The sequence below is a fragment of the Bacillus sp. 1A genome, from assembly GCF_052682215.1.
The window spans coordinates 2,803,223-2,817,398 of the sequence record NZ_JBQYLZ010000001.1 but is presented as its reverse complement, the minus strand read 5'-3'; the positions used below and the strand labels follow the sequence as shown (position 1 = coordinate 2,817,398).

Here is a 14,176-nt window from a genome sequence, read left to right as displayed (position 1 = left end):
CACCCTTTTCATTTTTCATTGAATGCAGATTTCACTACACTTCGCATACTCGAGTACATCTTTTAATGATTGATGGAATTGAATTTCTGGGACCCAACCTAACCTTTTTATATCCTCTATTACTAAACTCTCATTTGATTCGCTTCCACTATGCTCTGCTTCTTTTATGGAAAAACTCAGCTGTGTTAATTCTTTGTATTGTTCTATTACATCTAATAAAGACCGTTTTATCCCTGATCCAATATTATATTGTTTTCCATTTATTCCATCGCGCAATAACACATGATACGCTTTAACCGCATCACGTACATCTAGAAAATCCCTACTATCTTTCAAACTGTTTACTTCAATAATTGCTTCACTTTTATTCGACTCTATAGTTATCATTTTTTTTGCAAGAATAGAACAAATACCATTCGATACTCCTGGACCAATTAAATTCGAGGGCTTTGCAATGATAATATTTGAATTCGTTAATTCACTCCACGCCTCTGCAATAATGACTTGCATCGTTTTACTTAAACTATATGGATTTGAAATTTTTATATTGCTCATACTATCTGCTTGCAAAGCAGATCCTATAACCAATGTTCTACAGTGAGGTACTTCTTGCTTAATTGCTTCTAATAAATATAACGTCCCTATTACATTAACCTCTACATATTCAAGAGCAGCTGTCCAAGACTCTATGACCGAATTCTTTCCTGCTAAATGCAATACATAATCTGGCTTTATTTGTTTCATTACCTTCATTACTTCGCTCTTATTAGTTAAATTACAAGTAATACCATTCCCAATTATTTCTCTATGTGCACGATTTTGAAACATAGGAATTACATGAAAGCCCTGCTCTAAAAAATATTGGCAAGCATGGCGTCCTGTGAAACCATTTGCACCTGTTATTAAAAGACTCGCATTTTTTTTCATCGTAAAAACCCTCCTTTTAATAACATTTGTTTCACCTCGTGTTTTGTAAGTAAGTCTTGTTGAGAACTAAAACTCTTCACATCCACAAGCGGATAGCTAGCATAATATTCTTGCAGTCCTTCTATAGGAATAGTCGGTAGTACCACAAAATAATTTTGATCAAAACTTATACTTGTTTTACTCTCTACCTCAGATAAAAGCATTTCACTTAATTTTTCACCCGGTCTTATCCCTACTTCTTTTACCTTCACGTTTTCCTTTTTCGAATCTTCAATTAACACTTCTGCTAAATCTGTTATTTTACATGCCGGCATTTTCATAACAAAGATTTCCCCACCTCTACCTTGATATACGGCTTTAAATAACAATCCAACAGCATCTTCAATCGTTAAGAAAAATCTAGTCATACTTGCATCGGTAATCCCTACTTGTAAAGATTTTTTAATTTGTTTTTTAAAGAGTGGTACCACACTTCCGCTCGTCCCCAAAACATTTCCACCACGAACACAAATGAATTTTGTTTTCTTCGTTTGCATATTCGCATGCACCATTAACTTCTCACCAATTGCTTTTGTCATCCCATACGTATTTGATGGATCGGCTGCTTTATCCGTTGAAACATATATAACTTTCTCAACTTGCATCTGTATAGATGCTTCAATTACATTTTGTGTACCATGTATATTTGTTTTTATAGCTTCATAAGGATAATACTCACATACTGGAACATGTTTTAAAGCTGCAAGATGGAATACATAATGGACACCTTGGCATGCATAGACTAGTTGTTCTTTATCACGAATATCTCCAATAATAAATTTTAATCTATCATCATTTATAAACTGTTGCTGCATTTCAAACTGAACCGTTTCATTTCTTGAAAAAACTCTAATTTCTTTCGGTGATTTTTCTAATAATTGTTTTATAAGTTCCTGTCCCCACGAACCTGTACCACCAGTAATTAAAATTATTTTATTTAGCATTTCTTTTCCTCCTACCACACATTTCAATTAAAATTGTATTTATAAAATTTATTGAATTATTTTCAATTGATTTAAATCATAATTGTCGTTTGTTACATTTAATTGACAAAATAAAAAAACAGAAACTATTAAAAATAGTTTCTGTTTTTTATTTCACCTCACAACAGTAAGATTTTTTATACTTTTTGCATGATAACTAAACCCTTGTAAAAAACACCGCTCATTTATTTCTTATACTCGTAATAAAATAAATAGAACGATTCATAGCCAATAATCATGTTTAAATTTATGAAAAATGGAGGTAACGGAATGTACCGAAGCAATTCAAATCATACATATAACGGACCTTCCAAAGCACTGCCTCTCTCCCTATTTGATGTAAAAAATGAATTAAAACAAAAAAGCAAACTCATACATTCTGGCTCGATGTATAAATTAACGAAAGAAGAGCAACTCATCATCAACAACATAAAAATACAAACAGAACAGCTAAATAAAAATAATGTGACAAGAACACGCGCATACTACCAATTTTACACTCAATATCCAGAAATACATTGGGCACTACTTGGGCATATGGTATCACGTAACGGCGGTTGGAATATGACTGATTTAAAGGGCGATTTATATACGAAAATTTTATCAGAGAAAGATCAAATCACATTTTTTTCTTTTTTAGAAAGAGGGAATTGGCTTATTTTCCAAGATGTATATCCTCAATTTCTGCTTTATGAACAAAGTGTGAAAAGAGCACAAAAGCTATTTCACCTTCTCCCTCACCTAAATGTTTCTACATTTATGGAAACGATGTGGAACGATTTTTGGAAAACAGGTAACAAAAAAACATTAGCCATTGCAACTATTATTAATGAACAACACTACTTAGAAAAAAGAGTAATTCAAAATATACAATTTAAAAAGACTGTACTTAATAGTATTGGATTTAAACTCTTTGATTTCTTTCAGTTTAATCATATCCTTTTCCCATTCTACGAAAATGATAAGAAACTCAAAGTATTACTATTTGGTGATACAATGAAACATTTCACTTCCTTACACGAACGAATCTTAATTGGAAAAAGGTTGTATTCATTATTATTTCGAGACACACATGTTTTATCTCAAATAATAAGCTGGGCCCAGCACCATCCGCATACAGGATCAAGGAAAGATTACTGGCCTCATTTATTTTCAAGTGTCAATGAATCTTTTTCCCGTGAGTTTTATAAGCGTCGAATAAAGAAATGCCAGTTGCGTAGTGGCGCTTATCGTATATACAGTCCTGCACTCATCTATGCATGGCGAGATATGAAACATGAAGAAGTTGACAATGAAGATTGGTTTACGGACTGGCAAGTTGTAAATTACTTAGTAGATAAGGAGGAAAATATAAATGGACAAATTACAGAAGACTACTGTAAAACACTGGAAAAAATTGAGTTGGCAATTCTTGCAAAGAAAAACGTCCTCCTTCGAGAAGAAGAATGATTTTCTAGCATTAGCAGTTACAATCTTACTCTCTTCTATTATCGGAACTTGCTTAGATGCTTTCTTTGTTGCGAAACAAATATATTCCTTTCCGGTTAGACCATTCTCATCCATATTTTCAGTTAACATTGGCTTTACTTTGTTTGTACTACCGATTTTAACAGCTGTTTTTATACAAATTTCCAAAACATTATCTACAATTTCTAGAATTCTACTTATTATTTCAATAGGTATTTTTGCCAGCATTTTTGAACAAGTTGCTGAAAGATTCGGTTTCTTTATTCATAGCTTGGATTGGAATCATACATATTCTTTATTTGGCTATATGATTTTCTTTTCTTTTATTTGGAAAGTATATCATTTCATACAAAAATGAAGAGACCATAATCGATCTCTTCTTAAGCATAATCTTCGGTTATTGCTAATGATGCAGGATTTTGAAGAATTTTTGAACGTAAACGGTAGGCAACGATTTTCTTCTTATATTGCTTGATTACATCAACATGTTCCTCATGGCTATACAGAGAAAACCTAATCTCTTTATTCCCTTTCTTCGTGTTAATAACGATCGGTGTTCCTTCCCCGTGCGGTGGGAAATAATGTTTATCTAAAAATAAAGCCTCATTAAATTCATGAATAACTTGTAGTTTCATTTCTCCCTCTATATTTTTTCCATCTATCGATATAGAGGTATTCTCTTCTTCAAGTTTTTGATGCAATTCAAATCTACTAATAATTGATTCTACAACAGAAGTTGGCATACTAGAAACTAGCACTTTAAGAGCGCCAAAAATAAATAAAGTAACTATAAACCATGTTGTCATTTTCTCATCTCCATTACATTTTAAAATATAAATTTCGTTCCATACGGTATGAATATACTAATGAGTATTCCCGTTACAATCATCGTTACCGAACCGATTGTCGCTTCTTTTTCGCCTTCCTTCACGAGACGACTCACACCGATAATATGTGATGCGCAGCCCATCCCCACTCCTTTTCCAATCGTACTTGTTATTCGGAAAAACTTAAGTACTGTTGGTCCGATAATAGCACCTGTTATCCCTGCAACAACTACAAAACTAGAAGTCATAGATGGAATACCGCCAATTTGATCCGCTAATGAAATGGCGATAGGCATCGTCGCTAATTGCGGCAGTGTTGTTAATATGAGTTCCTTATCTATATTTAACATTCCGCCAATCACTACATTCATACTCGTTAAAGCCACTATACCTACCGCTACGCCGATAAGTATCGACAAAAAGTTTTTCATAAGTATTTTTCGCTCTTTAAATAAAGGTATTGCTAACGCTACAATTGCAGGACTTAATAAGCCGGAAAGAATATCTCCCCCATTTTCCCTATATTCATGATGAGAAATATCAAAAATTAAAAATAAGCAAATCATACTCGCTGTAACTGTTAACACCGGTAACGTAAATGGAAACGGAATTTTTTTATATAACTTTGTCGCCAATACATACATTACTACAGTAATAATAATTAAGACCATTTGCATCGTGCACCTTGTCGATTTTATTTTTTTGATGTTACTAATAATTGACTTATATATCCTGAAACAATTAAAGTTACTACCGTACTTGCAACTACTAACAGGAATATAATACTCCCCTTACCGAAAAGAAAAGACCCGAATTCCATCAGCCCTGTTGTCGAAGGAATTAGAAATAACGGTAAAAATACGAGTAACTTTTCCGCACCTTCCTCAAACCACTTTAATGGTAAAATACGAGTAGAAAGGAGCAGAAACAGCATTAACATCCCAATTAAACTTCCTGGCATTGATAAATGGAATACTCCTTGAATCCACGTACCAACTAAGCTAAATACATATAGCACGCCTACTTGCAGTAAAAGCGCCACGTACTTCATTTCTTTCCCTCATTTCAATATTACGCATCACTATTATGAGATCTCATTTAACGTTTCTGCAAACCTCGTAATTCCCAGTTGAATTTGTTCGACATCTACTCTCCCAAAAGTAAAACGAATATATTCATTTTTAGTACCTAAAACACTTCCCGGGACAAACGCTACACCATTTCGTATAGATTCGCCTAATAAATGATATTCATCAAATGTTCCTTGCACTTTGCACCATAAATGTATTCCACCCTCTGGAACAAAAAATTCAACCTGGTCCCCTAATATTTCTTCAAGCTTTCTAATTAACACATCTCTTCTGTCTTTCAATTGCTCACGAAGCATTGTAATATGTGCATGAAAATCTTCTGATTCTAAAAATTGATTTGCCACCCACTGCGTAAATACACTATGGCCAAAATCAACTTGCTGTTTTGCATCCGCTAAACGTTCTATTACACGCGTAGGGCCAATTACCCAGCCAATACGTAATCCTGATGCAACAATTTTTGATAATGAACTTATATAAAGAACATTCCCGTTTTGATCCATTGACTTTAATGTAGGATTCACTTCTCCATTAAATGAAGTTAAACTATACGGATCATCTTCTACAATCGGTATACCAAATTCAGAAGACAGCTCTAAAACCTTTTTACGCCTTGCTAATGACAACACAGTTCCCGTTGGATTTTGATAATCTGGATTCAAAAATACCATGCGAATACGATGCTTTTTATGCAAATCAATTAAGTCATCTGGATTCATTCCATGCTGATCAACAGGTAGATGGAATATTTTTAAGCCAGCAGATTTAAACATCGGCAATGAAAAACAATACGACGGATCTTCAATTGCAATCGCGTCTCCTGGTTTTAATAAGCATTGCACGATAAGGTTAAGTGCCTGTTGTGCGCCAGATGTAATAAGGATAGAATTCGAATCTGCTTCAATTTGTTTATATTGCTGAACATGTGCTGCAATTGTTTTTCTCAACATTTCATTTCCAAGCGGATGGTCATAACCGAGGTTTTCCATAAATGTTTTCTCCGACAAAATCGTTCGGAATCTATCGCTCGGAATCAATTCTGGTGACAATTCACCACTCGCTAAATTAATTAAGTCGTCTTTTTGTGTTTCCGTTCTAATTTGTTGAACGAGTGGTACGTTAGGTAAGAACGATCCATCCTCCACGTACCTACCCCAGTTCGGTATTCGTTTATGTGAGACACCCCATATATCTGTATTGACCCTTGTTCCGCTTCCCTTTTGCCGTTCTACTACTCCAAGTGATTTTAATTCTTCATACGCAGCTACTATTGTACTCCGGTTCACCTGTAATTCTTTCGCTAACGTACGCTCAGAAGGTAACTTGCTGTCAGAAGGAAACTCACCTGAAGAAATACCCCTTTCCATATAATCCGCTATTTGTTTATATACAGGCGTCTTATCTGCACGATTTGGTTTCCATTCCACCTTGTTGCCCCCTCTCAAAACGAACTATCCTTGATTCCCTAATAACAGTATTAACTTTAATAATAGTATTAATTAATTACATGATTTAAAAATCTTTCTACCGTCATATTAAAGCTAGTCGGCTGTTCTAAATAAGGTAAGTGTCCACTATTTTTAAACTCAATAAAAGTTGTATTTTTCAAACGTCTTTCAAACTCTCTTACATATTTCTCGGGAACGAAATCATCATTTTCCCCTCTTATAATTAAAGTAGGACATGAAATATTTGAAAGAAACGGTCTTTGATCATAATCTACTAATTCAGCAAATAATCTTTGAATATGCACCGAATTAATAGACTGTAAAGATTGATAAAATCCCCTAACAATTACTTCATTATCTGCTACTCCCATCGCCTTCAATAATGTATCCGCCCATGTTTTTCCATTATCGTGTAAGCTAAGTAAATCATATACTTCAATTCGTTCTTTTCGATCTTCAGGCTCCAAATAGGGAAATGCATTTACAACAATTAAACTGGAAACAAAGCCTGGATATTGAATAGCAAAATCGATACCGACTCTAGCTCCTTTTGAAAGACCACACATAACTACTTTTTGTAACTTTAAATAACTGCATAACTCATACAAAACATTTGCATATTCTTTAAAAGGAATTTCCAGCCCTTCAGATTTCCCATGCCCCGGTAAATCAAGAGAAATCACCGTCCAATTCTCTTTGAAATATTGCCTTTGATATAGCCAATTGTTTGCGTTCCCACCAAGACCGTGTAATAACAATATAACAGGGCCCGATCCTTCTATATTGTAAGAAATTTTCCGATTCTTATATTCAAAATACATATTCATCACCTTCAGCTATAACGTCACTTACTCTTATCTTTGAATGAATATATCCAAAATGGTTCCTTTTCTAACCACTCTACTGTTTCCGGTACACCTTCTTCATACTCTCTTTTTAGTTCCGTTACTTTCGTCGCAAATTGTGATGCATGTGCTTGCAATGCCTCTAACTTTTTGGGAACATATTCTTTCACTTCATTTTTAAAATGCGGAGGACCTATTTCCGCTTCATGATTCTTCGAAAAAGCTACCGCATAAAATGTTGGCCTTTTATATTCCGGAATATTAGCTAACGCCTCTGCTACCGCTTCTCCTGTTGCATCATAATCTGGATGAACCGCATATCCCGGATAAAAAGAAATGACTAACGAGGGATTCACTTCTTCTACACATTTTTGTATTACACGTCTTAACTCTCCGGGAGTTTCAAATTCAAGAGTTTTATCACGATATCCCATCATACGTAAATCTTTAATCCCTAAAATATTTGTAGCGCTCTTTAGTTCCTTCTCTCTTATAACATTTAATGATTCACGTGTTGCAAAAGGAGGATTCCCCATCGTTCTCCCCATTTCACCTAACGTTAAGCAAACATAAGTAAGAGGAACATTTCGCTGCGCATAAGCTAAAATTGTACCTGCCACGCAATATGACTCATCATCTGGATGCGGAAAAACAATTAAAACGTGGCGTTCATTTTTTATCAAAATCATACTCCTCCATCATATACAATATTAACCTTTTTCTTTCAAAACTATTAAATCACTACCGCATACCACGTTACCCCAACAAGTAGTACAAAAAGAAGGAGAATATAAATAGTTGATAAGTTTTTCACATTTCTCTTTGTAGACTTGCTGTAATTCTCCTCCACATTTCGTGCAACTAGCACGGTCCCAAACAGCGATACAATTACAATAATAACCACTAGTGAAATTGCAAAACTCATTGTATTTTCACCTCTCTAAAGACAATCTATTTTAATAAAGAACTTCCTCTTTAAAACGTTAATAACATACTACCTTTCTTCTCTTATCATAATGTATGTTTGCCAAAAACGGACCAACCACTTTTGTGTTTTTTTGCTCATCCACTTTGAAAATAAAAAGCAACTGATCACTTTGGACTCAGTTGCTTTTCACACGATAAATTATTTTCTTTTTTTATTTGAAATTAATTCGATTTAAAAGTTTAGTCTTTTCATAATGAAACATCGATTGAGATAACTCGAAAATTGTCCCGTTTACAAGACATACTGTATTTTCAATAAGAAGCGCCGGATCACCTTCATTTAATTCTAACAGCTGCGCGTTTTCTTTATTTACTTTTTCACAACTAATAACTTTATCGGCAAAGCCAATATTTAATCGTAAATCTTCAATGAAATAACTGTATACAGAGCTTAATGCTATTTCTTTATTCAAATATGGAATAATATCCTTTTTGAAATAACTTACTTCAATAGAGAATGGTTTACCATCTACAATTCTTAAACGCTTCAAAAAATATATCCTAGTTCCAGCTTCGCATTGCATCCGCTTTGCTATATCTTCGTCCGCATCTATTACTTCAAGCTCTAACACTTTCGTTTCAATATTTTGCGAAACGAGATTTTTCGTTAATCCACGTAAACTTCCTAAATTAATGTAATCTGTTACAGAAGTTTCACGTAAAAACATACCACTACCTTGCACTTGAAAAATATAACCTCTATTTACAAGCTGACTAATTACTTTACGTATCGTATTACGGCTTACTTCAAACCGATTCATCAAAGCTTCTTCTGTAGGTAGTTTTTTCGTTTCATTAAAAAGCCCATCTCTAATGTTTTGCTCTAACACATCTGCAATTTGTTTATACTTTGCACTCATACACTTTCTCCTAAAATACTCTTTTATCTGTTATAACTCTTCTCCTCTCGTTTCGATCACATGTTTATACCAATGAAACGAAAGTTTTTTCTTACGTTTTAAGTTATCATTATGATCGACAAAAATAAAGCCATATTGCTTTTTATACCCATTTAACCAACTTAATAAATCAATCACTGACCATGCATAATAACCTTTTAAATTGATTCCCTCTTCAATTGCACGCTTTATTACTTTTAAATGCTCTTCAATAAATTTAATTCTCGGAACATCTACAACTTCTCCTTCAATGATTGGATCTTCATCACCAAGTCCATTTTCCGTTACATACATCTTTATGTCACCGTAACGCTCTTTCAACATATGCAATCCATCTAAGAAACCTTCGGGAGATATTTCCCATCCCCATTTTGTATATGTTTTATCATCCATTTTTACTGTGCGATAAAAACCATCAAAAGAAGGATTACCTGGAGCAAGTGTTGAGTTTTCTCGAGAATGCTCATCGCTCTTTATATCCATATCGTATCTTTCTACTCGTATTGGTTGATAATAATTCAAGCCAATAAAATCATTCTTTTCGGCATTTTGTTTAATGAATTCTAATTCTTCAACCGTCCAATTAGGAGTCCACCCTTTTTCCTTTAATTGTTGAACAACATAAGGTGGATACTCACCTTTTAAAACTGGATCATAATACCAATACGTTTCATATTCATTCGCATGATTTGCTGCTAGTATATTTTCTTTTTCCTCATCCACACTATAAGCAGGTAAGAAAACATGTGTAATCCCAATCTCCCCATATTGTTTCAGCTGCTTGTACACCGCAACTGTTTTCGCATGCGCATAAAATACATAATGAGTCGCTTGAAAATACTTTGGAACATCATTTTGTATTCCTGGTGGATGTGCACCTTTTAAATAGCCTAATCCACAAAACATTACTGTTTCATTAAAAGTAATCCAATGTTTCACTCTATCACCAAATGCCTTAAAGCAAATTTCGGCATACTTTACAAAAGCATCTGCTGTTCGTTTATTCGTCCACCCACCATCCTTTTCTAATGGTAATGGTAGATCCCAATGATATAAAGTGACAAACGGTACAATCCCGTACTTTAAACATTCATCAATTAAATTGTTATAAAATTTAATGCCTTTTTCATTTACCTCTCCATCTCCAGTCGGCAATATTCTCGCCCAAGAAATCGAAAAACGATACGATTCCAATCCCATCTCAGCCATTAAACGAACATCTTCCTTATATCGATGATAATGATCAACCGCTACATCACCATTTGTTCCATTGTATGTTTTGCCAGGAATTTTTGAAAACTCATCCCAATTCGTAACACTTTTTCCATCCTCATTCCATGCACCTTCTACTTGATAAGAAGCTGAAGCGGCTCCGAATAAAAAATCATGTGGAAACTTCATAGTATATACCTCCATTTCATTAGAATAAATCAAATTCATTATTACATATAAAATTTATAGGTACAAATTTAAATGATTATTAAGTTTCTGTTTTTCACTATAATAGAACATAGCATTCACACCATTTACAAAAAAAGAACCTATAAAGGTCCTTTTTCAAATTGTGCAACGCAGACTATATTGAGTATCTTAAAGTTTATACTAATGATAAATGTTAACAAACTTATTCTTCAATAATGAATTGTGAAATTAGCATTTCTAAATTTTCGACTTTCTTTTTCATTTCATTAGATTTCGTCGTTATTTCTTGAATCAATGTGGCTTGTGCTTGAATTGATTGTACCGTTCGATTCGTTTCTTGTGCGACTTGTGTTGCAGTTTCAGAAACTATTGATAAAGAGGCATTCACTTCTTCTGTCCCAGCAGACATTTCTTCTGTGGCAGCAGACACTTCTTGAATTTGGGACGTTATTCTATTAATATCTTGCATAATAGATGAAAATGTGAGTTCTGCCTTATATGCTGCTTCTTTACCACCACTAACCTGTTGATGACCTTTTTTCATTACATGAACTGTATCCTGTGTATCTTGATGTATAAAACGTAATAAATTATTTATATCATTTACAGACGTTTTAGATTTCTCAGCCAGACCTCTTACTTCAGCTGCAACTACTGCAAATCCTTTTCCATTTTCTCCGGCGCGTGCTGCCTCAATTGCAGCATTTAAGGCCAGTAAATTCGTTTGTTCTGCAATATTAGTAATAATATCTAGCGCTTCTTCAATTTGTTGTGTACGTGTAACAAGTCTATCAATGACCTTAGCAGTTTCTTCGACAACTTCATTCACACTATTCATTTGACGAATAGATTGTTTTATAACTTCACTACCAGCATTTGCTTGGTCTATTGTTGCAACAGCAACTTCAGCAACCATCGCTGAAGATTCAGCTACTGTTTGAACTCCAGTTGCAATTTCTTCCATCGCAGTTGAACTTTCTTGAATACTAGTCACTTGTCCCTCTATTTCTTTATTTATTTCAGAAGTAGTTCGAACAACCTCGTTTGATATATTTGCTGCCGTTTTTGTCTCTTGTAACATATTTTCAGTTGAAATAATCACTTCTTTTGCTGTAACCTTCACCTGACCGACTAATTGTTGCAAGTTATCTAACATACTATTAAAAGATTGTACAATATGGCCTAATTCGTTCTCGGATTTATAAGAAGTTCGAATTGTTAAATCTCCAGCAGATACTCGTTCCATATCTTTTTGTAATAATACAATTGGTTTTTTTATAGCATTTTTTATTATAAAACCAATAAAAATAATTATTATGATTCCAACACATGAAATAATTACAAATGTTATTGTTGTATTTTTCACACTATTGATATTCTCTTTTTGTAGTTGTTCAGCCTCGGTATTATTATATAAAATAAGTTCACGAATAGACTGAATTGTTTTTCCCATATTAGGCTCAATTTCTTTTAAATAATAGCTATACGCTTCTTCATTATTAATCAGTCCCAAATCCTGTGCTTTCTTCATTTGTATTCTTAAATCTTTGAATTGACTTTGAAATGCATTATACAAGCCCTTTTCTTTATGAGAACTAATTCTAGTTTCAAATTGTTTTAATAACTCATCATTTTCTTTCCTAGTCTTATCCATTTCTGTTATTAGTTCTTTCATTCTTTTTTCATCTTTCGATATCATAATCTCCATAAAATTCATATTAACATGGTAAAAATTTGATTCTACAGTTCCTATCCATTCAATTGGTAATAGCCTTTCGTCATACATACTAGAAGATGTATTTTCACCTTTTTGAAGCCCTAAAAACCCTAGAGAAGATAACATGATACAAGCCAAACTCGATATAATGACTAACACATTTAATTTCGTTCCAATTTTACTATTTTTAATAAAAGACAACAAATCCACTTCATCTATATATTAGACTTATATGTTTTATATTACAATAAAATTCGACATTTATCGACAATTTTTTGTGTCGATTTTATAACTGCATTAAATTATTATATTAACTATATAAACCTATTCAAAGAACTTTGATTCTCATAATATCAAATACTAAAAAGTCTTATGGGAATTCCACAAGACTTTTAATAGCGTTACATTGTTTCTATGAGATTATGGTGAAACTTAAAGTGACTTATTAGTTCTTATAACTTCTTGATAGAGAATCGGTGACCACTTATCACTAACATAATCTTGGATCACCCAACCAACTCTTTTTGGATTCTCTTGTTTAATATATGCCGCAATTTCGGGATTTATATGAGAGGCATAATAATATGGGCTATTCCATGCTGTACCACCAGAAGACAAGCTTGTAAAATTAACATATAGATGATTTAAATCCTCACTATTGTTCATCGTTTCATTGATCGTATCTTTAATAGATTTTACTTTCTCATCATAACTCACTTTATATTTATCTTGTACGGTTACATTTACATTTTGATTTACAGTTGTCGTAAACGTCTCATTATCTGGCCAATAAAAATTATTATATCCTCCAGATTCATTACTACCACTATATCTTTTTAGTAGTACAATTTTCCCTCGAGCATCTCCAAGTTTTATATTTCCTTCTGTTTTTAAAAAGATAGGATCAACAAAATAATTTTTTTCAAACGTATTACTAAATGAACCTTCTGCCCCTTTCATATCCTCATACTCTTTTTTTAAAGACATAATAATTGTTTCACTTGGGTTATCTTTTAAAAATTGTTTCGCTTCGTTTATGAATTCATGCAGTGTTACATAAAGATATAATGGCCCATGATGAAGAACTATCGTATTATCATCTGTTAAACGGCCTCTTATATCAAAAATGCGAGCTCCATGATCCATTTGATAACGAAAATCATACTCTTGCGTCATTCCCCATACTTGCTTTATTGGATTTTGTAATTTGAACGTACCACTATCATGTGTTCCTGGAATTGAAATTCGTGCTAACGGGATGTTATCAGGTATAGGTTGCATCCATTTTGACCAATTTTCAAGTTCAATAACAGAGCTAGCTGCAACGACTTGCTTATCATGTAAAGCAAATACAGATGTGATAAATATCATACTACATATGAATAATTTCAAAATAAACTTCTTATTGCTCATTATTATTCCTCCTTTTTCTGTTTTATATCAAACTTATTGAATATAATATAATCTGGTGAGTAAAAAATAAATAACATTTCATCAATATGAAATATTGCATAGAAGTAAAGT

15 protein-coding genes are annotated in these 14,176 nt (G+C 33.3%); 2 read left to right on the top strand and 13 right to left on the bottom strand.

Features of this window, described 5'->3' with window-relative positions:
- Nucleotides 1–15 precede the first annotated feature (15 nt).
- Together ACUN0F_RS14340 and ACUN0F_RS14335 are read right to left on the bottom strand one after the other, a co-directional pair.
- Nucleotides 16–927, bottom strand: a complete 912-nt coding sequence (locus ACUN0F_RS14340) for an NAD-dependent epimerase/dehydratase family protein (protein ID WP_264460924.1) — start codon at nt 925–927, stop codon at nt 16–18.
- Nucleotides 924–1,910 (bottom strand): UDP-N-acetylglucosamine 4,6-dehydratase family protein, encoded by a 987-nt coding sequence (locus ACUN0F_RS14335; protein WP_060487514.1) that lies wholly within the window; start codon nt 1,908–1,910, stop codon nt 924–926. Before ACUN0F_RS14335 ends, ACUN0F_RS14340 begins: the two co-directional genes overlap by 4 nt.
- Before the next feature lie 309 nt (nt 1,911–2,219).
- On the opposite strand from ACUN0F_RS14335, the gene ACUN0F_RS14330 reads away from it, so the two are divergent.
- Entirely contained in the window at nt 2,220–3,398 is a 1,179-nt protein-coding gene (locus ACUN0F_RS14330; protein ID WP_199694800.1) for a DUF2515 domain-containing protein, read from the top strand.
- Nucleotides 3,361–3,774 carry a CBO0543 family protein gene (locus ACUN0F_RS14325; RefSeq protein WP_445539585.1) on the top strand — a complete coding sequence of 138 codons (414 nt, stop codon included), beginning with the start codon at nt 3,361–3,363 and terminating at the stop codon, nt 3,772–3,774. The genes ACUN0F_RS14330 and ACUN0F_RS14325 overlap by 38 nt, the downstream gene beginning before the upstream one ends.
- Before the next feature lie 22 nt (nt 3,775–3,796).
- Here the strand turns inward: ACUN0F_RS14325 and ACUN0F_RS14320 are convergent, their stop codons facing one another.
- The 11 genes from ACUN0F_RS14320 to ACUN0F_RS14270 form a co-directional block, all read right to left on the bottom strand.
- Nucleotides 3,797–4,222 (bottom strand): YfmQ family protein, encoded by a 426-nt coding sequence (locus ACUN0F_RS14320; protein ID WP_098093347.1) that lies wholly within the window; start codon nt 4,220–4,222, stop codon nt 3,797–3,799.
- Between the two features lie 20 nt (nt 4,223–4,242).
- Entirely contained in the window at nt 4,243–4,914 is a 672-nt protein-coding gene (locus ACUN0F_RS14315) for an LrgB family protein (RefSeq protein WP_445539584.1), read from the bottom strand.
- Nucleotides 4,915–4,937: 23 nt separating this feature from the next.
- Nucleotides 4,938–5,294: a CidA/LrgA family holin-like protein gene (locus ACUN0F_RS14310; RefSeq protein ID WP_098048823.1), complete on the bottom strand. Its 357-nt coding sequence runs from the start codon at nt 5,292–5,294 to the stop codon at nt 4,938–4,940.
- Between the two features lie 33 nt (nt 5,295–5,327).
- The gene (gene pdxR, locus ACUN0F_RS14305) at nt 5,328–6,761 is read right to left on the bottom strand and encodes a MocR-like pyridoxine biosynthesis transcription factor PdxR (protein WP_048545917.1); all 1,434 of its coding nucleotides are present in this window, start codon (nt 6,759–6,761) and stop codon (nt 5,328–5,330) included.
- Between the two features lie 68 nt (nt 6,762–6,829).
- Nucleotides 6,830–7,603, bottom strand: a complete 774-nt coding sequence (locus ACUN0F_RS14300) for an alpha/beta fold hydrolase (protein ID WP_445539583.1) — start codon at nt 7,601–7,603, stop codon at nt 6,830–6,832.
- Between the two features lie 23 nt (nt 7,604–7,626).
- A complete protein-coding gene (bshB2, locus tag ACUN0F_RS14295; protein ID WP_445540820.1) occupies nt 7,627–8,307 on the bottom strand; it encodes a bacillithiol biosynthesis deacetylase BshB2 in 681 nt (226 codons plus the stop codon).
- A 53-nt stretch (nt 8,308–8,360) separates the two neighbouring features.
- Nucleotides 8,361–8,552, bottom strand: a complete 192-nt coding sequence (locus ACUN0F_RS14290) for a hypothetical protein (protein ID WP_445539582.1) — start codon at nt 8,550–8,552, stop codon at nt 8,361–8,363.
- A 214-nt stretch (nt 8,553–8,766) separates the two neighbouring features.
- Nucleotides 8,767–9,474, bottom strand: coding sequence for a GntR family transcriptional regulator (locus tag ACUN0F_RS14285; RefSeq protein WP_046956514.1), 708 nt, complete (start codon nt 9,472–9,474; stop codon nt 8,767–8,769).
- A 30-nt stretch (nt 9,475–9,504) separates the two neighbouring features.
- Complete coding sequence (locus tag ACUN0F_RS14280) at nt 9,505–10,914, bottom strand: glycoside hydrolase family 1 protein (protein WP_445539581.1); 1,410 nt, start codon at nt 10,912–10,914, stop codon at nt 9,505–9,507.
- 223 nt (nt 10,915–11,137) lie between these two features.
- Nucleotides 11,138–12,853, bottom strand: a complete 1,716-nt coding sequence (locus ACUN0F_RS14275) for a methyl-accepting chemotaxis protein (RefSeq protein ID WP_445539580.1) — start codon at nt 12,851–12,853, stop codon at nt 11,138–11,140.
- A 231-nt stretch (nt 12,854–13,084) separates the two neighbouring features.
- Entirely contained in the window at nt 13,085–14,065 is a 981-nt protein-coding gene (locus ACUN0F_RS14270; RefSeq protein WP_445539579.1) for a phosphatidylinositol-specific phospholipase C, read from the bottom strand.
- Nucleotides 14,066–14,176: the final 111 nt, after the last annotated feature.